Below are 26501 nucleotides of genomic sequence, written 5' to 3'. Positions count from 1 at the left end.
AGGCGGGCGAGCTCGCCGCAGAGGACGAACCGCCGGACCGGGCGCGCGCCGGCGCGCGCCCGCCACGCCCGGAGCGTCGCGCGCAGCTCGCGCACGAGGGGGGCGAGCGCACGGGGCAGCGCCTCGTCGACGCGGGGGTCGCGGGCGTCGCGGGAGACGACCGCCGCGAGGGCGTCGGCCTCGGAGAGCCCGAGATCGCGGCTCACCACGCGGGCGAGGTGGGCCGCGCCGAACGGGAACGTGCGCGCCGCCTCGGCCAGGCCGCCCGCGACGACGCACACGCTCGTCCGCTCGTGCCCGACGTCGAGGACCAGGTCCGCGGGCACGAGCGCGCCGGGCTCGGCGGGCGGCGCCTCCTCGCCGGCCACCGCGCCGGTCGCGAAGAGCGCCGCGTACGCCGGGCCGGCCGGCACGACGGCGCGCGGGTCGACGCCTGCGTCCCCGAGCGCCGCCACGAGCGCGGCGAGCTCCTCCTTGCGGACGACTGCGACGTGGAGGTCGGTCTTGCCGTCGTGCGCGTGGAGCGGCTGCCAGTCCCACGCGACGTCCTCGAGATCGAAGGGGATCTGCCCCTCCACCTCGAACCCCACGGTCTGCTCGATCCGGCGCGGATCCGTGAAGGGGAGGGTGAGCACGTGCGAGGAGGCGGCCGAGCCCGGGAACGCGGTGATCACCGCGTCGGGCCGCCAGCCGCGCTCCGCGAGCAGCGCGCGCACGGCCTCCGCCTGCCGCGCCAAGAGGGGCGGGCCGCCCTCCGTCGCCGCCTGCACCGGCACGCGCGCCGTGTCCACCACGGCGTAGCCGCGGTAGGTGCTGTCGAGCAGCACCCCCTTCACCGCGTGGGCCCCGAGATCGAGGCCGAGGTTCCTCTGCGCCATCCGTCACTCCTCGCGCCAGCGCAGGAACCGGCTCGGCTTCACGCCGGTGGCGGCCGTCTGGAGCTGTTGCGCCTGGGTCTGCAGCTGCGCCAGCGCCTGGGCCTGAGCGGGGTCCTGGCCCTGGAGCGGCGCCTGCGTCTGCGTCTGCGTATCGCGGTTCTGGCTCGGATCGAAGCTCACGACCGCGTCGACGCTCTTCGTCACCGCGCCGGCGGTGCCGGCCGAGCGGATGCGGAACACGTACGAACGGTCCGTGAGGAACTGCTTGCCGCTCGACGGGGAGAGGGCGGCGGTGTTGACGCTCACCTGGAGCCCCCTCACGATCTCGGCGAACTGGAGCGGCGTGATCGTCATGAGGCCGTTCAGGGTCAGGTCGGCGATGGCCTTCTGGAGCTTCGCGCCGAACTCCGGGTCGAGCAGGAACGGCTGGGAGGGCGGATCGGCGATGAGCCGCGCCAGCTCGACGAGGTCGCGCCGGTCGAGGGTGTTCACGTTCCGGGGGGCCTCCACGGGGAGGTACACCGTGAGACGGTCGCCGAACGCCGCCATGAACACGTCGGAGACGCCCGCGACGAGGTACAGCTCCTCGATGGAGTCGAGCCGCGCGTTCTTCGCCCGGTAGCGATCCTCGCCCTTGTCGTAGGGGAAGTTCTCGTCGCCGAAGCCCGGCTCGAACGGCGGGTCCCCGGCCTCCATGAGGCAGGCCGCGCCGGGGAAGCCCGCGACGAGCGACGACGAGACCTTGTCGTCGTCGATCCAGTCGCGCAGGTGGACGATGAGGTCCTGGCGGCTCGTGCGGACCCCGTTCGCGTCCTCGCGCTCGAAGATCCGGTCGAAGCGCGGATCGCAGATGAGCTGGTAGAGCCCCTGCACCTGCATGCGCGCCGGGCCGCTGATCTCGCGCGCGTCGAGCTGGGCGTTCACCTTGCGTCCCTCGTCCTCGATCTTGGCCTCGAACGCTCCCTCGAACCCGCCGAACGCCGCCGGCGGGCGCGCGCCGCCCGCCGCCCCTGCCGGCGAGGCTCCCGCCGCCGGAGCCTCCTGACCGGCTCCGCCGAACAGCGACTGCACGAGCGTCGAGCTCACCGGCACCGCGCTCCAGATCTGCGGTCGCGGGCAGGCGGCGGCAGGCGGGTTCGCGCCGCCGGGCCGCTGCTGCTGGCCCGCCGGCGTGCGCGCGCCGGGCAGCCCCTGCCCGAGGAGCCCGCACGCGGCGCCCGCCGCGTCGTCGAGCTGCTGCTGGAAGCCGAGCACCATCCGCGACAGCGCGACGCCGCTCTTCGCGAGGTAGGTGGCGCGCAGCTCGTCGCGCGCGTTCGCGGCGATCTCGAGCGAGACGCGGCTCTCGTAGGCGAGGTTCGCCGCGAGCGCGGTGAGGATCGCGACCGAGACGATCACGACGAGGAGCGCCGCCCCCCGCTCCCCGCCGCCGGGCCGCCCGCGGCCCGCTGTCGTGCGCGCGCGCATCAGAAGTCGAGCGGCCGCGAGATCGCGATCCGCGCCTCCGTCGAGAGCTTCTCGGTCCGTCCGTCGGGCAGCTTCGTCTCGAGCTCGATCCGCACGCGCTCGGGCAGCTCGCTCTCGTGCTCCGTGGCGCGCGTCGACCACTCGCGCACCCACTCCTTGCGCTTCGGGTCCCAGTAGCCCAGCCGGAAGGCGGTGATCCGGTCCGCCACGACGTCCTTGCGGCCGCCGCGCTCCGGGTCGGCGTCGACGCGCGGCTTGGAGCGCCGGAACAGCGCCTCCTCGCCGGCGTGGTCCGGATCCGCCTCCAGCACGTACTCGACCACCGCCTCGTCCGACTCCTTCACGTCGGGCGACACCCGCTCGTGCGCGAGCGTCGCGAAGAGCACCTGGTCCTCGCGGCCGCGGAACAGGGTGGGGCGCTCCCGGTGCTCGTTCCGGTCGTAGTGATCGGACAGGTACGCCATGGTGAGCTCGCGCGAGAGCCGCGTCAGCGCGACGCGCACGGCGGCGTAGCGCTCCGCCTGGCCGCGGACGATCTCCGAGGCGCGGTCCACCTGGCGGAAGCTGCCCACCGTCATGGCGCCGATGATGGCGGTGATCGCGATGGCGATCATCACCTCGACGAGCGTGAAGCCCGCGTTCCTCACGCGCCGGGCTCCCGGGGCGCGAGCACCACCATGTGCGTCACCACCGTGAAGGACTCGTCGCGCTTGCCGTCCTTCCACGCCACCTTGAGCCGCACCTCGCGCACGCCCTTCTTGATCTGCTCGCCGAGCTGGGTGATCGGCGCCTGGAGCCCCTGCGCGAGGGCGCCCGCGCCCGGGCCGACGGTCTTCGGCCCGCCCTTGCCGGCCTGCGGCGCGGCGGCGGCGAGGAGGTCCTCGAGCGCGCCCTCGCCGCCGGTGAGCATCTGCAGGATCCGCTCGGCGGAGAGCTCCACCTGCGGCTTCACCACCTCGGTCGACCAGCGCACCTCGGGGTGGCCGGCGTCCTCGAACGTCCCCTCCGCGCTCTCGTCGAAGTCGCGGAAGCCCTTCCGCTCGTACTCCGACTCGAGCTCCACCATCTTGCCGCGCGCGAGCAGCGTCGCGACCTCGAGCTGGCGCGCGCGCACGTGGTTGCGCAGCGAGCCGCCGACGATCTCGGAGACGGTGAGCAGCGCCGCGGCGAGGATCGCGAGCGCGATCATCACCTCGAGCAGCGTGAAGCCGCGCCTCGCGGCCCGGCGGGTCACTCCTTCACCTCCACGTCGCCGGGCACGACACGCGCGCGGCCGGTGAACGGCTCGAGCACGATCGTGTAGCGGTTCGAGCCGTCGACGATCGGCACGTAGGCGCGCTGCGCCTGCCCGCCCGCGAAGAACTTGACGTAGGCCTTCCCCTCCTCGATCGCGCCGCGCCGCCCCTCGACCCTCACCGGGCCGAACCGGGCGCTCCCGGGCAGCGCGTGCTTCTTCACGACCCGGTCCGGGAGCCCGCCGAGCTCGGTCCGCGCGAGGAGGCGCCGCATCTCCTCGTCGCGCTCGTCCGGGAAGCGCTCCTCGAGCGACTCGGCCCCCTCGCCCTCTCCGGCGGCCGCCGCCGCGCGCGCGCTCCCGGCCCGCCCCGTGCCGCAGTCCGCCCACCACGCCGCGCCGTCGAGGTCGAGCGTGAGGGCGCACCGCGCGTGCCGCAGCGCGGCCATGTCGAAGAGCGCGCGCATCGACCCGGCGAGCTCGCCCGCGGCCTTCCGGGCGTTCGCGCCGGAGACGGACTGGAGGGCGGGCACCACGAAGGTGGTCGCGAGCGCGATCACCCCGAGGACGATGAGCAGCTCGACGAGCGTGAACCCCCGCTGCGCTCGCGCGCGCGCCGCCATGCCGCGAGCGCAGGCGCAGCCGGACGAGGCTGCGCCGGAGCGAGCCGGCGGTCCGAGGGGCGCGTCGCGTGCGCCCACCAGCCAGAAGACCGGCTTCGCCGCCATCGCATCGGCGCCCCGGAGGGCGCGCTTCGCGCGTGAGGTGCTCACGAGGTCGGGGAGACGTCCTCAGTAGTTGACGATGTCGTCCTCGGTGCCGGGCTGGCCGTCCGGCCCGTTCGACTTCACGTCGAAGCCGTCCGGGTTCTTCTGGCCGGGGTAGAGGTAGACGTAGTCGTGCTTCCACGGATCCTTGATGGAGCCGTCCGGCTGGTTCGCCTTGAGGAACCCCTCCTGGATGAGGATGCGCAGGCCCTCCTCCGTGGTGGGGTAGCGGCCGCGCATCACGCGGAACGCGTCGACCCCCTGGTTGGCGATGTTCTGCACGTCGGTCGTGGCCTTCTTGATCTCGGCCTCCTTCTGCCGGCCGATGACGTTCACGGCGACGGCGGAGGCGATGAGGCCGATGATCACGAGGACCACCATGATCTCGATGAGGGTCATGCCACGCGCGGCGGCGCGGGCGAGCTTCGCGGACTTCACGGTCAGCCTCCTACGAGGTTGTTGATCTGGAGGATCGGCATGAGGACGGAGAAGACGATGAAGGCGACGACGCCGCCCATCGCGACGATCATCACCGGCTCGAGCAGCGACGTGAGCGCGGCGATGGTCGTCTCGACCTGGTCTTCGTAGGCGTCGGCGACGTTCGCGAGCATCTCCTCCAGCGCGCCGGAGCGCTCGCCGATCGCGACCATGTGGTGCACGAGCGGCGGGAACTCGCCGGAGCGCTTGAGGGGCGCGGCGATGGACTCACCCTCGCGGATGGCGTCGCGGGCCTGCTCGATGACCTCCGCGAGGCGCGTGTTCCCGAGGATGTTCTTCACGATGTCCATGGCGGTGAGGAGCGGGACGCCGCTCTTGAGCAGCGTCGAGAGCGTCCGCGCGAACCGGCCGATGGCGATCTGCCGGATGATGGGGCCGAAGATGGGCGCCCGGAGCGCGGCGCGATCCCAGGCGGCGCGCCCGGCCGGCGTCCGCCGCCAGCGCGCCAGGCCGTAGACCGCCGCCACGCCGGCGAGCAGGATCGCCCACCACCAGCGCGACGCGAACGACGAGATGCCGATGGTCACCTGGGTGTACCAGGGGAGGGTCGCGCTGGTGTTCTCGAAGATCGAGGTGATCTTCGGGATCACGACGGTGAAGAGGATGCCCATGATCCCGGTCCCGATGACCATCATCGCGATCGGGTAGGCCATCGTGCCCGCGATCTTGGAGCGGAGCCGCGCCTGGCTCTCGGTGAACTCGGCGAGCCGCACGAGGACGATCTCGAGCGCGCCCGAGCTCTCCCCGGCGCGGATCATGTTCACGTAGAGCGTGGAGAAGACGCGCGGGTGGACAGCCAGCGCGTCGGCGAGGGAGCTGCCCTCGTTGACCCGCTGCTTCACGTCGCCGAGCACCCGCTTCAGCCGCTCGTGCTCGACCTGGTCGACGAGGGCGGTGAGGGCCTCGACGAGCGGGATGCCGGCGTGCGCGAGCACGGCGAGCTGCCGGGTCGCGACGGCGAGGTCGCGCGCGCCGACGCGCCCGAGCACCCAGCGGCGGACGTTCACCTCGCGCTTCGCCTGCTCCTTCGCCTGCGCCTCGCCGAGCACCTCGGTGAGGAACACGCCCTCGCGGCGGAGGTTCGCGCGGAGCGTCTTCGGCGAGTCCGCCTCCTTGAGCCCCTGCACCGCCTTGCCGGCGGCGTTGAGCGCCTTGTACTGGAAGACCGGCATGGCCTAGTGGAGGTCCTCGGCGGTCACGGAGAGCACCTCGGCCGCCGTGGTGATGCCGCGGGCGACCTTGTAGGCGCCGTGCTCGAGCAGGGTGACCATGCCGTGGTGGACGGCGGCCTTCTTGATGGTGGTGGAGTCGACGTTCTTGAGGACGAGCTGGCGGACGTCGTCGTCCACGAGCATGAGCTCGTAGATCCCGGTGCGGCCCTGGTAGCCGGTGTTCTGGCAGGCCGGGCAGCCCCGCGCCTTGAACACGGCCTGCGGGCTCCCCGCCTTGCGCCAGATGGCGTCGGTGAGGCCCACCTGCGCGCGCTCCTCCTGCGTGGGGACGTACGGGGCGCGGCACTCCGGGCAGAGCACGCGCACGAGCCGCTGCGCGAGGACGCCCACGAGCGACGACGCCACGAGGAACGGCTGCACGCCCATGTCGACGAGGCGGGTGATGGCGCCGGCGGCGTCGTTCGTGTGGACGGTCGAGAGGACGAGGTGGCCGGTGAGCGACGCCTGGATCGCGATCTCCGCGGTCTCCAGGTCGCGGATCTCGCCGACCATGATGACGTCGGGATCCTGGCGGAGGAACGAGCGGAGCCCGCCGGCGAAGGTGAGCTCGATCTTCGGGTTCACCTGCACCTGGCCGACGCCCTTGAGCGGGATCTCGACGGGGTCCTCGATGGTGAGGATGTTCAGGTCGGGCGAGTTGATCTGGGCGAGCGCGGCGTAGAGCGTCGTGGTCTTGCCGCTGCCCGTGGGGCCCGTCACGAGCACGATGCCGTGCGACCGCGTGATGAGCCCGTCCATGATCTTGCGCTGCCAGTCCTCGAACCCGAGCTGACCGAGGTCGAGCACCACGTTCGACTTGTCGAGGAGGCGCATCACGATCCGCTCGCCGTTCGCGGTGGGCACGGTCGAGAGGCGGATGTCGACGTCCTTGCCCGCGATCTTGATGCGGATGCGGCCGTCCTGCGGGAGGCGCTTCTCGGCGATGTTGAGCCCGCCCATGATCTTGATGCGGCTCGAGATGGACGCCTGGAAGCGCTTCGGGGGGCGGATCACCTCGCGCAGCACGCCGTCGATGCGGTAGCGGACGGAGATGTCCTTCTCCTCCGGGTTGATGTGGATGTCGCTCGCGCGCTCCTTCACCGCGCGGAAGAGGAGCGAGTTGACGAGGCGGATGATGGGCGCCTCGTCGTCCGCGTCGAGGAGGTCGGTCGGCTCCTCCAGCTCGTGCGCGACCGACTCGAGGTCCTCGGTCTCGAGGTCCTCCATGAGCCGCTCGTGCTCGTCGGCGGCGCGGTCGTAGACCGCGTTGATGGCGTCGACGACCACCGCGCCCGGCACGACCTCCGGCGCGATCGCCGCGCCGAGGAGCATCGCGAGCGAGTCCTGCGCGGCCGTGTCGAGCGGGTCCGCCACCGCGACGCGCACCGCGTCGCCGTCGTGACCCACCGGCAGCACCCGCGCCTGCTTCGCGAAGTTGATGGGCACCTTCTTCAGCAGCTCGGGCGGGATCCGCTCCGGGTCGATCCGCTCCAGGAACGGGAGGTCGAGCTGCGCCGCGAGCGCGCGGAGCACCGCCTCCTCGCTCACCGCGTGGGCGCGGACGAGGATCTCGCCGAGGCGCATCCCCGCGTGCTCGCCGCGCTGCGCGAGGAGCGCCTCCTCGAGCCGCTCCGGCGCGATCACGCCGGTGACGACGAGGATCTCCCCGAGCGGCCTCCCGCAGAGCCGAGCGGGCGCGGCGCCGGGGAGCGGCGGCGGGACGGGGAGGCGGACTGCGTCGATGCGGGCTTCGTCGGACATGGCAGATCTCGTGCAACGGGCGCGGCGCGTCCGATCATTCCTCCGGCGGCTGCGGCTGCGGCTGCGGTTGCGGCTGGGGCTGAGGCTGCTGGGGCTGCCCCGCGGGCGGCGCACCGCCGTACGGCGGTGCGGGAGGCGCGGCTTCGCCAGGCGCGGGCGCCTCGGGCTGGACCTCGAGACGCTCCCCGGCGCTGGGCTCCCCGTCGCCGGGCGCGACGCCGGACTCGGGCTCGGTCGGCGCGCCGTCCTGCTCACCGGGCGTCGCGGGTGCCCGCTCGGGCCGGGGCGCTCCGGTCGGCGGCGCGATGAGCCGCTCGCCCGGCGCGCCCGTGCCGCCGTTCTCGAGCTTCAGGGACTCCTCCGACACGCCCGCCCGGATCTTCGAGTACGGCCCGGCCTTGCGCGTGAAGTCCACCGCGACCTGGTAGCTCGGCTGCCGTCCGTAGAACTGCTCGATGAAGTCCTGCTGCTCCTTGCGCTTGCGCTCGTAGATGCGCCGGTAGTCCGTCTCGTCCCGGATGATGTACGGCGTGAGGAAGAGGAGCAGGTTCGTCTTCTGCTTCGTGGTGGTCGTGTCGCGGAAGAGCCAGCCGAAGATCGGCAGGCTGCCGAGGACCGGGATCTTCTTGACGCTGCGGACGTTCCGCTCCTGGATGAGGCCGCCGATGACGATGGTGCTCTGGTCCTTCGCCACGATGAGCGTCTTCGCGCTGCGCTTCGCGGTCGTGGGGCCGAGCTGCGTGTCGCGGTCGACGATCTCCTCGGTCTGCTCCTCGATCGCCAGCCGGACGTTGCCGCCCTCGTTGATCTGCGGCTTGATCTTGAGCCGGAGCTCCACGTTCTGCCGCTGGATCGGCGCGTAGAGCGAGGAGAGCCCGCCGATGCCGAGCGTCGAGCCGAGCGCCGACGTCCCGCCGGTGGTCCCGGACAGCAGGTTGGAGAGCCCCTGCGGCGCGAAGCCCGCCTGGAACGGCACGTTCTGTCCGACCGTGATCTCCGACTCCTCGTTGTCCGAGGCGAGGATGTGAGGGGTCGACAGCACGTTCACGTCCGAGCTCGACTGCAGCGCCTGGACGAGGATCCCGAGCGACGGGAGCTTCACGCCGAGGAGATCCTCGACGACCCCGGAGGAGGGGCCGTTGAAGCCGGTCAGGAACCCGCCTAGCGAGATGACGTTGTTGAGGTTGAAGGAGGAGACGCGCCCCGGCTCCGACGCCAGCGGGATGAAGCCCTTCTCGCCCTTGTAGTCCACCGGGACGACGCCGTGCGCCCCCACGCCGAACTGGGTCGAGTCGTTGAGGTTCACCTCCATGATCACGGCCTCGACGAACACCTGCCGGCGCGGCCGGTCGAGCTTCTCCACGAGCCGCTGGATGGCCTGGAAGTCGGCGCCGCTCGCCTGCACGAGGAGGGCGTTCTGCGCCTTGTCCGCGGTGACCTTCACGTCGCCGCTGAAGAGCGACGCGGTCACGTCCGAGGCGCCGCCCGGGCGCGCGGACGGCGGCGCCCCGGGCTGCGTGCCCATGGCGGTGGGGACGGGCGTCGGCGAGAGCCCGCCGGGCGCGCCGGGAGCGCCGGGCGCGGTGGTGCCGGTGCGCTTCCCGGCCGCCGTGCCCTGGGCGAGGTTCGACAGTGTCTGCGCGAGCTCCTCCGCGTTCGCGTTCTTGAGGAACACGACGTGGATGCCGCCCTCCGCGCTCGTCGGCACGTCGAGCTGCTCGATGAGCTCCATGAGCCGCTGGAAGCTCTTCTCGTCCGCGATCACGATGAGCTTGTTCGTCCGCTCGTCGGGGAGGACCTTGGAGACCGACACCTCCACGGAGCCGGACACGTCCGGGGCCGCCTGCGGCGGGCGCGGCGGGATGGCGCCCGGCCGGGCCGGCGAGGTCGGCGAGGAGAGCACGGTGCGGCTCCGCCCCGCGCCGCGCGCGCCGCCCTGCTGCGCCTGGAAGATCTGGTTCACCTTGTCGGCGATGTCCTTCGCCGACGCGAAGCGGATCTGCACGATGCGCACGAGCTCGCCCGCGCCGGCGCGGTCGATGGCCTCGATGAGCCGCTCGATGCGCCGGATGTTGAGGCCGATGTCCGTGACGATCAGCATGTTGGGCGGGATCGCCTGGATGTCCGCGCCCTGGGGCGAGATGAAGTTACCCATGATCCCGCGGAGCTGATCGGCGTCCGCGAAGTTCAGGCGGATCACCTTCGTGATCGGCTGCTCGCTGTACGGCGTCGCCTGATCGCCCACGTAGGTGGGGATCGGGTTCTTCTTCGCGTCGGCGGTCCGGACGAGCTTGAAGTACTTGCCCGTCGGGTACACGCTGATGTTGTTCGAGTTGAGCGCCGCGATGAACGCCGCGTACGCCTCCTCCGCGGTCACCGGCGTCTTCGAGAGGAGCGTGATCTTCCCGCGCGCCACGTCCTCCGTGAACATGAAGTTCCGGCAGGTCCAGCGGCTCGCCTGCTCGAGCACGTCGGCGATGTCGGCCTTGTTGAACTGCAGCATGAAGCGCCCCTGCATCGGGACGCAGCGCTCCGCGGGGCGGAACGTCTGCGGCTGCTGGGGCTGCTGCGCCGCCGGGCGAGCCGGGCGCCCGTTCTGGCCCTGCGCCCCGGGGGGCGTCACGGGGGGCGTCACGGGGCGTGGCGCGCCGGGCGTGGCCGTCGCGGGCGGGCGGGGGGGCGCGGGGCGCGGGCCGGCGGTGTCGCCGCCGGGGGGAGGACGGATCGGCACCTGCGCGGAGACGAGGGCCGGGACGAGGACGAGCAGCGTGGCGAGGCGGTTGCGCATGGAAGGCTTTCGACCCTGCGTCACGGGCCGCTGATGGAGTACTCCTTGCGGATGACCTGTCCCCCGCGCTCCAGCTCGATCGTCACGCGCTGTGACTCGCGCAGCTTCTGATAGAGCTCGAGCGCCTTCTCGGGGGAGTTGATCTCGTATCCGTTCACCCGCTGGATGACGTCGCCGTTCTCGATGCCGATCGAGGCGTAGAGCGAGTTGGGCTGGATGGAGAAGAGCTTGAACCCGTTCGCGGCGCCGTTCTTGAAGGACGGCACGATGCGCGCCTGGGTCGCGATGGTGTTGAGGTTGCCGAGCGTCGAGTCGATGACGCCGCGCTCGATCTCGTACTTGTTCTGGCCGACCTCGCGCACGCCCTCCATGGGCGCGCGGCCACCCGGCGCGGGCCCGCCGCGCGTGGGCGGCGGCACCGGCGCGAAGCCGAGGTTGCCGGAGGCCTCGCCGCCCGAGGCGAACGCCGAGCCGCCCTCGAAGTCGAGGTACTCCTTCGTCCCCTTGTTGCAGACGATGGCGACGAGGCGGAACCCGTTCCCGGTGGCGTCCGCGTCGTCCCGCACGCGCTCGAGCCCGAGGAGCCTCGCTCCGCCGACCTCGTCGCCCACGCCGACGACCTTCGCCTCGCGCGTGTTGAGGTCGAGGATCGTCGCGAGGGACTGGCGCGCCCGCTCGGCGATGACGCCGACCACGAGCTGCAGGCGGAGGTCGCTCTTCGTCGGCGCGGCGTGCGGATCGTCGCAGTTCTGGGGGGCGAGCGGCGCCTGCGCGACGTCGGCCTCCACCTCGCGCGGCGGCTCCTGTCCGATGAGCTTGAAGAGCTTGTCGACGTCGAGCGTGGCGGGGAGGGTGGGGCGCGGCGGCGCGGTGGGGAGGCTCGCGACGTCCGCCCGGGGCTCCGGACGGATCGCGGCGCCCGCGAGCGTGTTCACCGTCTTGGCTGCGAGCCACGCCGCCACGAACAGCAGCGCGAGGTTCGCCGTCCAGGCGTACTTGCGGAAGAAGAGGTCGAGCATGGGAGCGCCGCGCGGGGAGGGAGCAACGGCCATGCCACGCCCTCGTGCCGGATACCCTGGTCAACCCCTGGATGCCACAGGGAAATCCCGGCTGCTCGCCCACCGCACCGGCGGCGTGGCGGCGCTGGATGCCAATTTGGCAAACGCGACCCGCGGGAGCTGGAGTCGCTGCCAGTTTGTCAGCGCTCGGCGTCCGGCTCGTCGCCCCCCGGAACGGGCTCGACGAGGCGCCCCTCCTCGTCCCGATCGAGCTTCCGGTAGATCGTCCGGGCGGCGATGCCGAGGAGCTGGGCGGCGAGGTTCTTGTCGCCGCGGGTGTGCTCGAGCGTGCGGCGGATCACCAGCCGCTCGATCTCGTCGAGCGTCGTCCCGAGGGGCACGGCGAGCGTGGCCGGGGCGGCCGCCGGCGCGCCGGCCGGGCCCGCCGCGGCCCGCACCGCCTCGGGCAGATCGCCGAGCTCCACCGCCTCGCCGCGCGTGAGGATCACCCCGCGCTCGACGGCGTGCAGGAGCTCGCGGACGTTGCCCGGCCAGGCGTACCGCTCGATCGCCGCGACCGCCGCGGGCGAGAACCCCGAGATGGGCTTCGCGTTCGCCTCGGCGAAGCGACGCAGGAACGCGCCCGCGAGCAGCATCACGTCCTCCCGCCGCTCGCGGAGCGAGGGCAGGCGCACCGACACCACGTCGAGCCGGTAGAACAGGTCCTCGCGGAAGCGCCCCGCCTTCACCTCCGCCGCGAGGTCCTTGTTCGTCGCGGCGACGACGCGCACGTCCACCCGGAGGGGCTCGGTGCCGCCGACGCGCTCGAGCACCCCGTCCTGCAGGAAGCGGAGGAGCTTCACCTGCACCGACGGCGACATCTCTCCGACCTCGTCGAGGAACAGGGTCCCGCCGTGGGCGCGCTCGAAGCGCCCCTCCTTGCGGGCCGCGGCGCCGGTGAACGCGCCCTTCTCGTGCCCGAAGAGCTCGGACTCGAGCAGGCTCTCCGGGATCGCCGCGCAGTTGATGGGGACGAACGGGCCCGCGGCGCGCGGGGAGAGGTCGTGCACGAGCCGCGCGGCGAGCTCCTTGCCCGTGCCGCTCTCGCCCGCGAGGAGCACGGTCGCGGAGGTCGGGGCCGCCTGGCGGAGCGTGTCGAGCACGGCGCGGAACGCGGGCGCGTTGCCGAGGAGCCCGCCCACCGCGCCCGAGGAGAGCTCGGCGAGCTGCGCGCGCAGCGCGCGGTTCTCCGCGACGAGCGAGGCGCGCTCGATCGCCTGCCGGACCGACTTCACGATCGCGTGCCGCTTCACGGGCTTCGTGATGAAGTCGTAGGCGCCCTCCTTCATCGCGGCGACCGCGGTCTCGACCGTCCCGTAGGCGGTCATGAGCACGACCTCGGTCTCGGGCGAGAGCGCCTTCACCGCCCGGAGCAGCTCCTCGCCGCTCATGCCGGGCATCATGAGATCGGTCACCACCGCGGAGACGCGCTCGCGCCGCAGCACCTCGAGCGCGGCGGCCCCGCTCTCCGCGAGCGCGACGCGCCAGCCCTCGCGCTGGAAGATCCGCGCGAGAGAGTCGAGGTTGGGCTTCTCGTCGTCGACGATGAGGACGAGCGGGGTCACCGGGCGAGGATAGCAGCGCGGAGGGCCTGGGGCCCACGTGCGCGCGGCGCTTCGGTCGTCAGGGCGCGGGCGGCGCCGCGGCGGGGGGCTGGGCGGGGCGGGCCGTGGCGGGCTGCGGACGCACGCCGAGCGTCACGCGCAGCTCGTCGCCGTAGAGCGCGATCGCCCCGGCGGCGAGCGCGACGAGCGCCCCGGTGATGACCGCGTACTCGACGAGTCCCTGCCGCACGACGGCGACCTGTAGACCGTCCCCCCGTGCGCGTTCAAGGTGCGGGGTGTGCCCACCCCTGAAATGCGAGAGGCGGCGCCCGGGGGGACGCCGCCTCGTCGCTGCACCGGAGCTCTCGAGGGCTACTCGCCCTTCGCCTCGGCGGCCGGCTCGGCGGGCGCCGCCTCGGCCTTGGGCTTCGCCGACTTGCCCGCCTTGGCGCGCTTCGCCGCGCGGTTCTCCTTCGGCGCCTCGGCCTTCTTGGCCGGCTCCGCCTTGACGGGCTCGGCCTTCTTCGCCGCCTCGGCCTTCGCGGGCGTCGCCGCGTAGCGGGTCTTGAACTTCTCGATGCGGCCCGCCGTGTCCATGATCTTCTGCTTGCCCGTGAAGAACGGGTGGCACTGGGCGCAGATCTCGATGTGGAAGTCGCCGCGCGTCGAGCGGGTCTCGATGACGTTCCCGCACGCGCAGGTGACCTTCGCGGGCTTGTAGTCGGGGTGGAGCGCTTCCTTCATGGTGACCTCGGGGCCGCTTGCATCGGGCAGGTCTGCCGATGGTCCGGGCCCGGTGATGATGATGTGGAACTGGGCGATCTAGTCGGATCGGGGGGTTGCGTCAACCCCGGCGTGCGCGCGCCGCCTCGGGCGCCTACTTGCCCCCGCCCACCATCATCTTGAAGAACTCCTCGTGGTTCTTCACCTGGCGGAACTTGTCGAGGATGAACTTCATCGCCTCGACGTTGTCGAGGCCGTTCAGGATGGTCTGGCGCAGGATGTAGATCTTCGAGAGCCAGTCGGCCGGCAGGAGCAGCTCCTCCTTGCGCGTGCCGCTCTTCCCGATGTCCATGGTGGGGAAGATCCGCTTCTCCATCATCTTGCGGTCGAGCACGATCTCGGAGTTCCCGGTGCCCTTGAACTCCTCGAAGATCACCTCGTCCATGCGGCTGCCGGTGTCGACGAGCGCGGTGCCGATGATCGTGAGCGAGCCGCCCTCCTCGATGTTGCGGGCCGCGCCGAAGAAGCGCTTGGGCTTGTGGAGCGCGTTCGAGTCGACGCCGCCGGAGAGGATCTTGCCGGAGGGGGGGACGACCGAGTTGTAGGCGCGGGCGAGGCGGGTGATCGAGTCGAGCAGGATCACCACGTCCTTCTTGTGCTCGACCAGCCGCCGCGCCTTCTCGATCACCATCTCGGCGACCTGCACGTGCCGCGTGGCGGGCTCGTCGAAGGTCGAGGCGACGACCTCGCCCTTCACGGTCCGCTCCATGTCGGTCACCTCCTCGGGCCGCTCGTCGATGAGCAGCACGATGAGGGTGCACTCGGGGTGGTTCGTGGTGACCGCGTGCGCGATGTTCTGGAGGAGGACCGTCTTGCCGGCGCGCGGCGGCGAGACGATGAGGCAGCGCTGGCCCTTGCCGATCGGCGAGAACAGGTCGACGACCCGGGTCGTCATCTCGTTCGGATCGTGCTCGAGCGCGAGGCGCTCGGTCGGGTAGAGCGGCGTCAGGTTGTCGAAGAGGACCTTCGACTGGTTCTCCTCGGGCTGCTCGCCGTTGATCGAGTCCACCCGGAGGAGCGCGAAATACCGCTCCCCGTCCTTCGGCTGGCGCACCGTCCCGCGCACGGTGTCGCCGGTGCGCAGGTTGAAGCGGCGGATCTGGGAGGGCGAGACGTAGATGTCGTCCGGACCGGGCAGGTAGCTGAAGTCGGGGCTGCGCAGGAAGCCGAAGCCGTCGGGGAGCACCTCGAGCGTGCCCTCGCCGCCGACCTCCATGTCCTCCTTCTTCTCCTCGGCGACCTTCGACTGGGCCTGGAGGATCGCGAAGATGAGGTCCTGCTTCTTCATCGCCCCCGCCGCCTCGATCTCCAGGCTGCGGGCGAGCTTCGCGAGCTCCGCAACCTTCATGTGCTTGAGATCGGTGAGGCTCGACGGGGGAGACGCGGCGGGCTGAACGGCGGCGGGCATGTCTGTCTCGGGGAGGCGGGGCGCCCGGTCGGGAGGCGCGCGGCGCGGGTGCGCGACTGCGTGCGGTCTCGTGAGGAAACCGGAGGAGAGGCAGGAAACCTATGCGGCCCGTCCCGAGGTGTCAACGGCGCGGCCGGCCGCCGCCCGCTCCGGTCGAGGGCGCCCCGCGCGGCGCCCCGGGGCGCCCCGGCAGGCTCGGGAGTCCCGCGGGCGTCGCGGTTCACCTCGAGCGCGCCTTCGCGAGGCGCGCGCGCCAAGAAGCGATTGAAAGAGGGGCCCGTCGGTCGTAATCCTGGCGCCATGCCGGCCGATGCCGACAGGGACGCCGCCGCCGTCCGCGCCGCGGAGCTCCGCGCGCGGATCCTCTCCGCCGATCACGCCTACTACGTCCTCGATCGACCGGTCCTCTCCGACGCCGAGTACGACAGGCTCGTGCGCGAGCTCGCCGAGCTCGAGGCGGCTCACCCCGAGCTCGCCACCTCCGACTCGCCGACCCAGCGGGTGTCGGGCACGCCGAGCGAGCGGTTCGAGCGGGTCGTCCACCGCGAGCCCATGCTCTCGCTCGGGAACATCCAGGCCGACGAGGAGCTCGACGAGTTCGACGCGCGCGTGCGCCGCCTGCTCGGGCTCGGCGAGGAGGTCCGGGTGGGCTACGTCGCCGAGCCGAAGCTCGACGGGCTCGCGGTCGAGCTCGTGTACGAGCGCGGCCGCCTCGTCCAGGGCTCGACCCGCGGCGACGGCGTGAACGGCGAGGACGTCACGGCGAACCTGCGCACGGTCGGCCGCACGGGCGCGAACCGGGGGATCCCGGAGCGGCTCCTCGGCGAGGTCCCGCCGCGCGTCGAGGTGCGCGGCGAGGTGCTCCTCTTCAAGGAGCACTTCGAGGCGATGAACCGGCAGATCCTCCGCGCGGGCGGCGAGCCGTTCGCGAACCCCCGCAACGCGGCGGCGGGGTCGCTCCGCCAGCTCGACTGGCGCGTGACCTCGCGCCGTCCGCTCTCCTTCATCGCCTACGAGGCGCTCGTGCCCGGCGCGGAGCCCGGCGGCGCGCGCGCCGCGCCCGGCGCGTGGCGCACGCACATGGAGAAGATCGAGGCGCTCGGGCGCTTTGGCTTCGAGACGAACCCGGCGAACGCGCGCTGCGACGGCATCGCGGAGGTGAAGGCCTACCGCGATCGCATGGCGCAGGGGCGCTTCGCGCTCCCGTACGACACGGACGGCGTCGTGGTGAAGGTGGACGACCTCGACTGGCGGCGCCGGCTCGGCGCGGCGTCCAAGTTCCCGCGCTGGGCGGTGGCCTACAAGTACCCGCCGCAGGAGGAGGCGACGCGCATCCGGCGCATCTGGGCCTCGGTGGGGCGCACCGGGATCCTCACGCCGGTCGTGGACTTCGAGCCCGTCCGGCTCTCCGGCGCGATGGTGTCCCGCGCGACGCTGCACAACGAGGACGAGATGCGGCGCAAGGACGTCCTCGAGGGAGACTGGATCCTCGTGCGCCGCGCGGGCGAGGTCATCCCCGAGGTCGTCATGCCGCTCAAGGAGCGGCGCACCGGGGAGGAGCGCCCGTTCACGTTCCCGACCGCGTGCCCGGTCTGCGGCGCGAAGGTGGTCCGCGAGGAGGGGGAGAAGGTCTACCGCTGCACCGGCGCGGCCTGCCCCGCCCAGCTCGTCGGGCGGCTCACCCACTTCGCCCAGCGCCGCGCCATGGACGTGGACGGGCTCGGGGACAAGCTCGCCGCCGGGCTCGTCGAGCGCGGCCTCGTCCGCGACTTCGCGGATCTGTACGGCGTCCCCTTCCGCGCCTTCCAGGAGCTGTTCAGCCGGCCGCGCAAGGAGGAGCGGGACGCGAAGGCCGAGCTCCCGGAGAAGAGCGCCCAGAACATGCTCGACGCCCTCGAGCGCTCGAAGGACACGACGCTCCGCCGCCTGCTCTTCGCGCTCGGGATCCCGCAGGTGGGCGAGGCGACGGCGGCCACGCTCGCGCGCCACTTCGGCGACCTCGCGCGCTTCATGGACGCGAGCGAGGAGGAGCTCCTCGCGGTGCGCGACGTCGGCCCGGAGACCGCGCGCGAGATCCGCGCCTGGACCGCCGAGCCGCAGAACCGGCGCGTGGTGGAGCGGCTCCTCGAGGCGGGCGTGAGGCCCGCGCAGGAGGCGATCGAGGCCCGCGGCCCGTTCGCGGGGAGATCGGTGGTCCTCACCGGCGGGCTCGCCGCCATGAGCCGCGACGACGCGAAGGCCGAGATCGAGCGGCGCGGCGGCAAGGTGTCGGGCAGCGTCTCGCGCAAGACCGATCTCGTCGTCGCCGGCGAGGACGCCGGCTCGAAGCTCGAGAAGGCGCAGTCGCTCGGGGTCAAGGTGGTGGGCGAGGCGGAGTTCCTGCGGATGCTGGAGGAGTGATGGCCGAGCTCGTTCGCGCGCACATCCTCGTGAGCGGGGACGTGCAGGGGGTCTCGTTCCGGCAGGCGACCGTGGACGAGGCGCGCCGGCTGGGGATCCACGGCTGGGTGAGGAACGTGGCGGACGGGCGCGTCGAGGCGGAGGCGGAGGGCGAGCGCGCGAAGGTGGAGGCGCTCGTCCGCTGGTGCGGGCGGGGGCCGCCGGCGGCGCGGGTCGAAGGGGTCCAGGTCTCCTGGAGGCCGCACGCGGGCGACCTCGGGCCGTTCGCCGTCCGCCGCTGAGAGCGTCGAGGCGCCGGGAGGGGATCGGTTCACGGCCTCTCGAGGCGCCGTCGGGGCGGGCGCGTCCCCGGTCGGACCTTCGCCTCGAGCGTTGCCGCCGGCGGCGCGGGTGTGCTACGAACGCCAGCCCTGCCGGATTCGTCAGTCGGATCCGGGAGTTCCACACGACGTTGGGCGAGGCGCGGTTCGAACCCGCGGCCCGGCGAACCATGACGACCCCCTACGCGAACCTCCCGTCCGCGCTCGACGAGCTCGTGCTCGCCGCGCAGAAGCCGTCCCGCTACGTCGGCGGCGAGTTCGGCAGCGTCACCAAGGACCTGTCCGCCGCGCGCGTGCGCTTCGCGCTCGCGTTCCCGGACACCTACGAGGTCGGCATGTCCAACCTCGGGTTCCGGCTCCTCTACCACCTGTTGAACGACCGGCCCGAGATCGCCTGCGAGCGGGTGTTCCTGCCCTGGCCCGACATGGAGGGCATGCTCCGCGCCCGCGGCGTGCCGCTCTTCACGCTCGAGTCGCGCGCGCCCGTCCGCGCGTTCGACCTGCTCGGCGTCACGCTGCAGTTCGAGCTCGCCTACACGAGCGTGCTCGCGATGCTGGACCTCGCCGGCATCCCGCTCCACGCCCGCGAGCGCGGCGACGGGGATCCCATCGTGGTGGGCGGCGGCCCCTGCGCCTTCAACCCGGAGCCCGTGGCCGACTTCTTCGACTGCTTCGCCGTGGGCGAGGGCGAGGAGGTCGCGCTCGAGATCGCCGACGCGGTCGCGGACAGCGGGTTCCGGCGCGGCGGCGCCTCGCGCGCGGAGCTGCTCCGCAGGCTCGCGCGCATCCCCGGCGTGTACGTCCCGTCGCTGTTCCGCCCCCGCTACGACCCCGCGACGCGCACGCTCGTCGAGCTCGAGCCCCTCGTGCCGGGCTACGAGAAGATCGAGCGGCGGGTGATGCCGGACCTGAACGCGCTCCCGACGACCGCGTACACGCGGCCGCTCGTGCCGTTCATGCAGACGATCCACGACCGGCTCCCCATCGAGCTGCAGCGGGGCTGCACCCGCGGCTGTCGCTTCTGCCAGGTCGGCATGATCACGCGCCCGACCCGGCAGCGCGACCCGAAGCAGGTCCTGCGGCTCGCCGAGACGGGGCTCGACGCCTCCGGCTACGAGGAGGTGGGGCTCCTGTCGCTCTCGTCGGGCGACTACGCGCCGCTCAACGGGATGCTCGACGACTTCCTCGCCCGCTGGGAGGGCGAGAAGATCGCGATGAGCCTGCCGTCCCTGCGCACCGAGACGATGAACGACTCGCTCGCGAAGAAGATCGCGCGGATCCGGAAGACCGGCTTCACGCTCGCGCCCGAGGCCGCGACGGAGCGGATGCGCGCCGTCATCAACAAGGGCAACCGCGAGGAGGACCTGCTCCGCGCCGTCGAGTCGGTGTTCCAGAACGGCTGGTCGCTCCTCAAGCTCTACTTCATGATCGGGCTCCCCGAGGAGCGGGACGAGGACGTCGTCGCGATCGCGGAGCTCGCGAGGAGGTGCCTCGCCACGGCGCGCCGGGCGCTGCCGAAGGGGCAGGGCTCGGCGGCGATCCACCTCGGCGCCTCCACCTTCGTGCCGAAGCCCTTCACGCCGTTCCAGTGGGAGCCGATGATCCCGCCCGAGGAGACCCGGCGGCGCCAGGCCCTCATCACCGCCGCGCTCGGCGGCCGGAACGGCGCGATCCAGTTCAAGCCGCACGACTCGCGCCAGTCGTCCATCGAGGGGGCCCTCGCCCTGGGCGACCGGCGCGTGGCGACGGCGGTGCTCGCCGCCTACCGCAGCGGCCAGCGGCTCGACGGGTGGTCGGAATGGTTCGACGAGGGACGCTGGCTCGCCGCGTTCGAGGCGTGCGAGCGCGAGCACGGCGTCGGCCTCGACTGGTTCGCGCACCGCCGCCGCCGGCTCGACGAGGTCCTGCCGTGGGACCGGATCGACTGCGGCGTGACGAAGCCCTACCTCGCGAAGCAGCTCGCCGCGGCGCGGAACCTCGCCGAGGTGGAGGACTGCGTGCTCGCCCCGTGCAGCGTGTGCGGCGCGTGCGACTACGAGGTCGTGAAGAACCGGACCTACGAGGCGAGCGAGTACGTCCCCGAGCCGCCCCGGCCGCCGCGCCCGCCCGAGCCGGCGCTCCGCACGCGGGTGCGCGTCCGCTGGGCGAAGCTCGGCCGGCTCGTGGCGCTCTCGCACCTCGAGACGATGCACACCCTCCTGCGCGCCATCCGCCGCGCGGGGCTCCCGGTCGTCTACTCGCAGGGCTTCCACCCGAAGCCGCGCGTCTCGTTCGGCCCGGCGCTCGCCGTGGGCGTCGAGAGCCAGGCGGAGTTCATGGATCTCGAGCTGGCCGGCGAGCTCGACCCCGCCGAGGTCGCCGCCCGGCTCGCTCCGGAGCTGCCGAAGGGGCTCGAGGTGCTCGACGCCCAGCGGGTGGAGGCGAGCGCGCCGTCGATTTCCGAATCACTCCGCGCCGTCCATTATCGCGTGGAGTTCGAGGGGGATGGCTGGGATGAGGTGACCCTTTCGGATCGCGTGGCGGGGTTCGGGGAGGCCGACCAGGCGGTCGTCACCCGGGCGCCCCCCCCCAAGAGCCGGGGGCGTCGGCGACAGAAGGTCGCGGAGACGAAGGGAAGAGAGATAGACTTGAAAGAAATTGTGACCCACCTGGCCGTCGAAGGCCCGGGGACGGTCGCGTTCAGTTTGCGGGCGGATCCCTCCGGGAGCGCGAAGCCAGCCGAGGTGCTGGCGGCGATCTTCGGCGACGGGGAGCCGCCCAGGGGAGTGAAGGTTTTGAAGGAAGGCGTCAGCTTCGCGAGGGCGGGCGAGGGTCAGGATTCTGGCCGTCAGCCGCGCGCGCCTCGCTACCTGGACGCCTGAACTACAGCGCGCCCCGCAGCGCCGCGACGAACCGCGGCCGCCGGGCGCGAGGAGCGCGACGCTTTGAGCGGAAGCTCGACAGCCGATCCGAGACGCCCGGCACCGCCCGGACGCTCGCGGTCGCGGCCCATCGTGATGACGGGCCTCGCTCTCCCCGCGCCTTCCCGGGGCGAGAGAGGACCATCGCCATGGCGGGCAACAGCATCCTCGTGATCAACGCGGCCGGCGCGGAGACTCGCGTCGCCCTCGTCGAGAACAACACCATCCACGAGTACTACCTCGAGCGAAAGCGCGAGAAGGGGATCGTCGGCAACATCTACAAGGGCAGGGTGGTTCGCGTGCTCCCGGGCATGCAGGCCGCCTTCGTCGACATCGGGCTCGACAAGGCCGCGTTCCTGTACGTCGGGGACGTCTACGGCGACCCCGAGTTCTCGGAGGAGTTCGAGCTCACCGAGGGCGAGCACCGCGTCGAGGTGCCGGAGGTGCCCACCGAGCAGGAGGCGGAGGCGGAGGAGGCGCGCGCGCGCGCCGTGTCCTCCGAGCCGCCGGCCGCCACGCCGGTGCCCATCGCCGAGGAGGCGCCGCTCGCCATCGGCGAGCCGGCCGCCGGGACCGACGAGGCGGCGCGCGCCTCCGCGGAGGCGGTCGCCGCTCCGCTCACGCCGGAGCCCACCGAGGCGGCCCCGGCGGCCGCGGAGGTCCCCGACGTCGCGAGCAGCGCCATCGACGCGCCGCCGGCGCCGCTCACGCCCATCCCGCTCACGCAGGAGATCGGCATGGCGGCGGTGCCGCAGCCGCCGCCCCTGCCCGTGCCGCCCCTCGCGGACGTGCCCGCCGAGACCCCGGCGGCCGAGCTCGCGGCGCCCACCCCGCCGCCCGTCGTGGCCGCGCCCGAGGGCGCCGCCCCGCTCGCCGACCGGATCCAGGCGCCGCGCGAGAAGGCCGACGCGCGCGAGGCCAAGTCCGACCGCGAGCCGCGGGAAGGCAGGGGCGACCGCGACCGGGAGCGCCGCCGCGATCGCGACGATCGCGGGCGCCGCGAGGGCCGCGAGGGTCGGGATCGGGAGAACCGCGAGGGCCGCGAGGGCCGCGAAGGCCGCGGCCGCAACGGCCACGACCGCGAGAAGCGCTCCAAGGAGCCGAAGAACATCCAGGACCTCCTGAAGGAGGGCCAGGAGGTGATCGTCCAGGTCGCGAAGGATCCGATCGGGACGAAGGGCGCGCGCATCACGAGCCACATCTCGCTGCCCGGGCGTCACCTCGTGTTCATGCCCACGGTCGATCACATCGGCATCTCGCGCCGCATCGAGAAGGACTCCGAGCGGCGCCGGCTGCGCGACATCGTCGATCGCATGCGGCCGGACGGGACCGGCTTCATCGTCCGCACCGTGGCGGAGAACGTGGAGGCGGCGAAGCTCGAGGCCGACATCCGCTTCCTCATCCAGGTCTGGAACGAGATCATCCGCACGAAGGACAAGGTCTCCGCGCCGGCGCTCCTCCACGGCGACCTCGACCTCATCCTCCGCGCGACGCGCGACCTCTTCACCGCCGACGTCGGCAAGCTCGTCATCGACGATCGCGACGAGTACGAGCGGATCCTCCGCTTCGTGCACGAGCAGGCGCCGCACCTCGAGAGCCAGATCGAGTACTACCGCGGCGAGGAGCCGATCTTCGACGCGTACGGCATCGAGCAGGAGCTGAAGCGCGCGAGCCAGCGCAAGGTCTGGCTGAAGAGCGGCGGCTACATCATCATGGACCAGGCGGAGGCGCTCACCGCCATCGACGTCAACTCGGGCCGCTACGTCGGCAAGAAGAACCTCGAGGAGACGATCACCAAGATCAACGTCGAGGCCGCGAAGGAGATCGTCTACCAGCTCCGCCTGCGGAACATCGGCGGCATCATCATCATCGACTTCATCGACATGGACAAACCCCAGAACCGCGACAAGGTCTTCAAGGCCTTGCAGGACGCGCTGGGGCGGGACAAGGCGAAGACCAACGTCCTCAAGATCTCCGAGCTCGGGCTCGTCGAGATGACGCGCAAGCGCGTGCGCGAGTCGGTCACGCGCGTGATGAACGAGCCCTGCAGCTACTGCGAGGGCAAGGGGCACATCAAGTCGAAGATCACGATCGCGTACGAGATCTTCCGGGAGATCCGCCGCGAGGCGGTTCACTTCCCCGAGCCCGTGCTCGTGGTGAACGCCCACCCCGAGGTCGCGCGCATCCTGCAGGGCGCGGAGCGCGAGGAGCTCCGCTACCTCATGGATCGCTTCAACAAGACCATCGAGGTGAAGGCGCAGTCCGGGTATCACCAGGAGCAGTTCGACATCTACGGCCGCCAGCAGCGCGGGGATCAGCCCCGCGAGCGGGAGCGCGAGCGCGGGCGCGGCCGGGACCGCGGCGGGGATCGCGGCGGTGATCGCGACCGCGGCGGCGATCGCGGCGGGCGCGGCCGGGCGCCGGAGGAGCCGCAGGCCTCGGCGCCGTCGGACGCCGCGGGCAGCGCCGGCGGCTCTGGCGGCGAGGAGCGCTGACGAGGATGACCGGCCCGGCGGAGACGCGGGAGCGCGTGGTCCGCCTCCTCCGGGCCGGCTGGAGCGCCGTCGGGACCGCCCTGCGGGTCCTCGACAGCGACGCCGTGCGCCTGCGGGCCATGGCGCTCACGTACATCACGCTGTTCGCGCTCGTCCCGGCCCTCGTCGTCGCCTTCTCGGTGGTCCAGGCCTTCACCGGGATGGAGAAGATCTCCGAGCTCGTCCACGAGTTCCTGATCTCCAACCTGGCCGTCGGCGCGCGAGACACGCTCGAGCCGTACCTCCAGCGCTTCGTGACCAACGCGCACGCGACGAGCGCCGGGATCGTGGGCGGCGCGCTCCTCGTCTGGTCGGCGATCTCCCTCTTCACGAACGTCGACGCCGCGCTGAACGACATCTGGGGCGTGCAGCGCCGGCGCCCGATCGCGCAGCAGGCGGTGATCTACTGGATGGGGATCACCCTCGGGCCGCTCCTGCTCGCGGGCTCGCTCACGCTCGCCGCCACCGGCCGCGCGTTCCTCGCGAGCAGCGGCTTCCGCGCGCTCGCGGTCGCGGGCGGTGCCCTCCTCACCTGCACGTTCTTCTCGCTCATCTACCTCCTCGTCCCCTACACGAAGGTCCGCATCAAGTCGGCCGTGATCGCCGGCCTGGCCGCGGGCGTCGCCTGGGAGCTCGCCAAGTGGGGTTACGCGCTCGGGATCGGCGGCATCGTCCGGTACCACGCGATCTACGGCTCCGTGGCGGCGATCCCGATCTTCATCTTCTGGCTGTTCGTCTCCTGGACGATCCTCCTCTTCGGCGCGCGCCTCGCGTTCGTGATCCAGTACGCGACCGCGCTCATCCACGGGGCTCCGCAGCCGTCGTCGCCGACCGGCAAGGAGATCCTCGCGGGGCAGGCCATGCTCCAGATCGCGAGGGCGTTCGACCGGGGAGAGCCCGCGCCCGACGCGGGCGACGTGGCGAGCAGGCTCGGCTCGGGCGCCGAGGAGGCCGGGGAGGTCCTCGCGGCGCTCAGGAACGCGGGGCTCGTCGTCTCCCTCACGGATGGGGGGCTCGTCCCGTCGAGGCCGCTCGAGCGGCTGACGTTGCTCGACGTGCGCCGGGCCATCGTGGGGCGCTCGTCCGACCTCCCCCACTCCCGGGGGCCGGTGGCGGGGATCGTCCGCGAGATCGAGGAGCGGGCGGAGGAGCGCCTGGCCGCAGTGGATTTCCGCGCGCTGTGCGAACAAAAGCCCGCCGCGCAGGCCTTGCCGGCGCCGGCTGCTCCCCCCGGGGAAGCGGGCGAGCTGCCGGCGCGGCGCGCGTAGTCAGGGGCGCGATTCGCGCCGCTCCAGTGCGCAGAACTGCGCATGCCGTTGGAACCCTTGCTGATTTCGGAGGCTTCGGCTAGGCTCCCCTCAACCTCGAGGGGCTTGCCGAGCCTTGCGGGCCCTCAGCTTTCGTCCGGAGTGCCGATGCTGAAGTCGGATCTCATCAACATCCTCGTGGTCAAGCGCGGCGTCACGCAGAAGCAAGCGGAGTCCACGATCGAGACGATCTTCGACTCGATGAAGGACGCGCTCTGTCGCGGAGAGAACATCGAGATCCGCGGCCTCGGCGCCTTCCACGTGAAGCACTACGACGGGTACCAGGGCCGTAACCCCAAGACCGGAGAGGTGATTCCGGTGAAGCCGAAGCGCGGGATCCTGTTCCGCACCGGCAAGGAGCTCCGGGATCGCGTGAACCGCCCGGAGGCGCTCGCGAAGCCGCTCGAGCCCGACGACGAGGACGAGGGCAACGACGACGGCACCCCGCCGGTTGCCGCCGGCGCCTGAAGCTCGGCGCTCTCCCGGTGGCAAGCTCGCGGGCCGCGGCCAACCTGCCGCGGCCCGGCGCGTTTTTGGGATCGCTCCGCTCAGGCCGCGAGGGCGAGCCGCCCCACCGGACGGACCTCTTGCTCGGGCGGGAGCTCGTCGAAGGTGAGCACCGCGACCTGCGGAAAGCGCGGCGCAACGAGTCCGCGCAAAGCCCGCCGGACGTCCGCACTCGCAAGGATCACGGGCGCTTCGGCGCCGCCGCGTGTCTCCGCGTCCAGCGCGTCGAGCAGCGCGCGCGCGTCGGAGGGGTCGAGGGCGAGCGCCTCACCGGCGAGGGCCTCGCGGATCGCGCGCTCGGCGGCGGGATCGACGAGCAGCGCGGCGAGCGGGCCACCCCGGCCGAAGCGATGCGCGATGTGGCGCCGGAGCGATCGGCGGCACGCCTCGGCGAGCGCTGCCGCGCCGCGCGCGGGCCCGCCGGCCTCGAGCATCGCCTCCAGGATCGTCCGCAGCGGCCGGATGGACACGCCCTCCTCGACGAGCCGGCGCAGGACCTCGGCGAGGAGCGCGGGCGGGAGCTGGCGGCCCGCCTCGCGGACGAGCGCGGGCGCGGTGGGCTCGAGCGCGTCGAGGAGCGCCTGCGCCTCCTGCACGCCGACGAGGTGATGCGCCGCGCCGCGCAGCGCTCCGCCCGCCTCGGCGACGATCCGCTCGAGGTGGCCGAGCACCGGCCCGAGCGCGGACGCGCGGGCGGCGTCCGCGGCGGCGACGAGCGCCGCGGGGCGGCCGCTCGCGGGGTCCGTCGCCGCCGTCGCCCCGACGCCGACGAGCGCGAGCTCCTCGGGCGCCACGAGCGCGAGGAGCTCGCCCTCGGGAGCGGAGCCCGACGCGACCGGAACGTCGTCGACGAGGAGCGACCAGCCCGCGCGCGGGAGCGGGGCGGGACGCAGGACCACGCCGGGGACCTGCACCCCGAGCTCGCGCCAGAGCTGGTCGCGGAGCGCCGCGAGCGCCTCGCGCATCGTCCGCCCATCTTCCGCGCGCGCGGCCGCCACGAGGTCGTCGGCGAGCTCGAGGACGACCGGCGCGGGCGCGGCGAAGGGATCGGCGGGGCCCGCGGCCGCCTCGGCGGGGACGGCGGCGGAGCGCCGCGCGCGCCGGCGGGCGAGCTGGAACGCACCGCCCGCCGCGGC

Annotated in this window: 21 protein-coding genes; 6 read left to right on the top strand and 15 right to left on the bottom strand. The window is 72.6% G+C overall.

Annotated features, from left to right (window positions below):
- The 14 genes from MNZ29_RS16205 to rho all read right to left on the bottom strand — a co-directional run.
- Positions 1-878 (bottom strand): type II secretion system protein GspL (locus MNZ29_RS16205; protein ID WP_242355905.1); only part of this gene is annotated, 878 nt, incomplete at its 3' end.
- 3 nt (positions 879-881) lie between these two features.
- Entirely contained in the window at positions 882-2345 is a 1464-nt protein-coding gene (locus MNZ29_RS16200; protein WP_242355903.1) for a type II secretion system protein GspK, read from the bottom strand.
- Positions 2345-2992 (bottom strand): type II secretion system protein GspJ, encoded by a 648-nt coding sequence (locus MNZ29_RS16195; RefSeq protein WP_242339618.1) that lies wholly within the window; start codon positions 2990-2992, stop codon positions 2345-2347. Before MNZ29_RS16195 ends, MNZ29_RS16200 begins: the two co-directional genes overlap by 1 nt.
- A complete protein-coding gene (locus tag MNZ29_RS25020; protein WP_242339620.1) occupies positions 2989-3579 on the bottom strand; it encodes a prepilin-type N-terminal cleavage/methylation domain-containing protein in 591 nt (196 codons plus the stop codon). The genes MNZ29_RS16195 and MNZ29_RS25020 overlap by 4 nt, the downstream gene beginning before the upstream one ends.
- Complete coding sequence (locus tag MNZ29_RS16185; RefSeq protein WP_242355901.1) at positions 3576-4352, bottom strand: Tfp pilus assembly protein FimT/FimU; 777 nt, start codon at positions 4350-4352, stop codon at positions 3576-3578. Before MNZ29_RS16185 ends, MNZ29_RS25020 begins: the two co-directional genes overlap by 4 nt.
- A gap of 18 nt (positions 4353-4370) precedes the next feature.
- On the bottom strand, positions 4371-4784 hold the full coding sequence (gene gspG / locus MNZ29_RS16180; protein WP_242355899.1) for a type II secretion system major pseudopilin GspG: 414 nt from the start codon (positions 4782-4784) through the stop codon (positions 4371-4373).
- A 2-nt stretch (positions 4785-4786) separates the two neighbouring features.
- Positions 4787-6016, bottom strand: a complete 1230-nt coding sequence (gene gspF, locus MNZ29_RS16175; protein WP_242355897.1) for a type II secretion system inner membrane protein GspF — start codon at positions 6014-6016, stop codon at positions 4787-4789.
- A gap of 3 nt (positions 6017-6019) precedes the next feature.
- Complete coding sequence (gene gspE, locus MNZ29_RS16170) at positions 6020-7816, bottom strand: type II secretion system ATPase GspE (RefSeq protein ID WP_242339627.1); 1797 nt, start codon at positions 7814-7816, stop codon at positions 6020-6022.
- A gap of 34 nt (positions 7817-7850) precedes the next feature.
- The gene (gene gspD, locus MNZ29_RS16165; protein ID WP_242355895.1) at positions 7851-10604 is read right to left on the bottom strand and encodes a type II secretion system secretin GspD; all 2754 of its coding nucleotides are present in this window, start codon (positions 10602-10604) and stop codon (positions 7851-7853) included.
- Between the two features lie 20 nt (positions 10605-10624).
- Positions 10625-11656: a type II secretion system protein GspC gene (gspC, locus tag MNZ29_RS16160; protein WP_242339631.1), complete on the bottom strand. Its 1032-nt coding sequence runs from the start codon at positions 11654-11656 to the stop codon at positions 10625-10627.
- A gap of 146 nt (positions 11657-11802) precedes the next feature.
- Complete coding sequence (locus tag MNZ29_RS16155; protein WP_242339633.1) at positions 11803-13227, bottom strand: sigma-54 dependent transcriptional regulator; 1425 nt, start codon at positions 13225-13227, stop codon at positions 11803-11805.
- Between the two features lie 58 nt (positions 13228-13285).
- Complete coding sequence (locus MNZ29_RS16150; protein ID WP_242339635.1) at positions 13286-13456, bottom strand: hypothetical protein; 171 nt, start codon at positions 13454-13456, stop codon at positions 13286-13288.
- 122 nt (positions 13457-13578) lie between these two features.
- Positions 13579-13950 (bottom strand): 50S ribosomal protein L31, encoded by a 372-nt coding sequence (gene rpmE, locus MNZ29_RS16145; RefSeq protein ID WP_242339637.1) that lies wholly within the window; start codon positions 13948-13950, stop codon positions 13579-13581.
- 133 nt (positions 13951-14083) lie between these two features.
- Positions 14084-15397: a transcription termination factor Rho gene (gene rho / locus MNZ29_RS16140; RefSeq protein ID WP_242339639.1), complete on the bottom strand. Its 1314-nt coding sequence runs from the start codon at positions 15395-15397 to the stop codon at positions 14084-14086.
- Between the two features lie 300 nt (positions 15398-15697).
- Here rho and ligA point away from each other — a divergent pair, with 300 nt between their 5' ends.
- The 6 genes from ligA (at position 15698) to MNZ29_RS16110 (ending at position 25326) form a co-directional block, all read left to right on the top strand.
- On the top strand, positions 15698-17797 hold the full coding sequence (gene ligA / locus MNZ29_RS16135) for an NAD-dependent DNA ligase LigA (protein WP_242355893.1): 2100 nt from the start codon (positions 15698-15700) through the stop codon (positions 17795-17797).
- Complete coding sequence (locus tag MNZ29_RS16130; protein ID WP_242355892.1) at positions 17797-18078, top strand: acylphosphatase; 282 nt, start codon at positions 17797-17799, stop codon at positions 18076-18078. The genes ligA and MNZ29_RS16130 overlap by 1 nt, the downstream gene beginning before the upstream one ends.
- A 209-nt stretch (positions 18079-18287) precedes the next feature.
- Positions 18288-20978 (top strand): TIGR03960 family B12-binding radical SAM protein, encoded by a 2691-nt coding sequence (locus MNZ29_RS16125; RefSeq protein ID WP_242355891.1) that lies wholly within the window; start codon positions 18288-18290, stop codon positions 20976-20978.
- A gap of 188 nt (positions 20979-21166) precedes the next feature.
- Positions 21167-23512, top strand: coding sequence for an Rne/Rng family ribonuclease (locus tag MNZ29_RS16120; protein WP_242355890.1), 2346 nt, complete (start codon positions 21167-21169; stop codon positions 23510-23512).
- A 5-nt stretch (positions 23513-23517) separates the two neighbouring features.
- Positions 23518-24819, top strand: a complete 1302-nt coding sequence (locus tag MNZ29_RS16115; RefSeq protein WP_242355889.1) for a YhjD/YihY/BrkB family envelope integrity protein — start codon at positions 23518-23520, stop codon at positions 24817-24819.
- A 147-nt stretch (positions 24820-24966) separates the two neighbouring features.
- Positions 24967-25326: an HU family DNA-binding protein gene (locus MNZ29_RS16110; RefSeq protein ID WP_242341495.1), complete on the top strand. Its 360-nt coding sequence runs from the start codon at positions 24967-24969 to the stop codon at positions 25324-25326.
- An 80-nt stretch (positions 25327-25406) separates the two neighbouring features.
- Here the strand turns inward: MNZ29_RS16110 and MNZ29_RS16105 are convergent.
- A partial coding sequence (locus MNZ29_RS16105; protein WP_242355888.1) for an FHIPEP family type III secretion protein occupies positions 25407-26501 on the bottom strand: 1095 nt, incomplete at its 5' end.

Source organism: Anaeromyxobacter sp. SG64, from assembly GCF_022690745.1.
GTDB lineage: Bacteria > Myxococcota > Myxococcia > Myxococcales > Anaeromyxobacteraceae > Anaeromyxobacter > Anaeromyxobacter soli.
This window is presented reverse-complemented; position numbering and strand designations above follow the sequence as displayed.

Bases quoted from the DNA above. Each gene is read 5' to 3' on its own strand.
- gspF (WP_242355897.1), bottom strand. From the start codon at position 6,016: ATGCCGGTCTTCCAGTACAAGGCGCTCAACGCCGCCGGCAAGGCGGTG.
- MNZ29_RS16110 (WP_242341495.1), top strand. From the start codon at position 24,967: ATGCTGAAGTCGGATCTCATCAACATCCTCGTGGTCAAGCGCGGCGTC.
- ligA (WP_242355893.1), top strand. From the start codon at position 15,698: ATGCCGGCCGATGCCGACAGGGACGCCGCCGCCGTCCGCGCCGCGGAG.
- gspE (WP_242339627.1), bottom strand. From the start codon at position 7,816: ATGTCCGACGAAGCCCGCATCGACGCAGTCCGCCTCCCCGTCCCGCCG.
- MNZ29_RS16115 (WP_242355889.1), top strand. From the start codon at position 23,518: ATGACCGGCCCGGCGGAGACGCGGGAGCGCGTGGTCCGCCTCCTCCGG.
- rpmE (WP_242339637.1), bottom strand. From the start codon at position 13,950: ATGAAGGAAGCGCTCCACCCCGACTACAAGCCCGCGAAGGTCACCTGC.
- MNZ29_RS16120 (WP_242355890.1), top strand. From the start codon at position 21,167: ATGGCGGGCAACAGCATCCTCGTGATCAACGCGGCCGGCGCGGAGACT.
- MNZ29_RS16200 (WP_242355903.1), bottom strand. From the start codon at position 2,345: ATGCGCGCGCGCACGACAGCGGGCCGCGGGCGGCCCGGCGGCGGGGAG.
- MNZ29_RS16125 (WP_242355891.1), top strand. From the start codon at position 18,288: ATGACGACCCCCTACGCGAACCTCCCGTCCGCGCTCGACGAGCTCGTG.
- gspD (WP_242355895.1), bottom strand. From the start codon at position 10,604: ATGCGCAACCGCCTCGCCACGCTGCTCGTCCTCGTCCCGGCCCTCGTC.
- gspC (WP_242339631.1), bottom strand. From the start codon at position 11,656: ATGGCCGTTGCTCCCTCCCCGCGCGGCGCTCCCATGCTCGACCTCTTC.
- rho (WP_242339639.1), bottom strand. From the start codon at position 15,397: ATGCCCGCCGCCGTTCAGCCCGCCGCGTCTCCCCCGTCGAGCCTCACC.
- MNZ29_RS16130 (WP_242355892.1), top strand. From the start codon at position 17,797: ATGGCCGAGCTCGTTCGCGCGCACATCCTCGTGAGCGGGGACGTGCAG.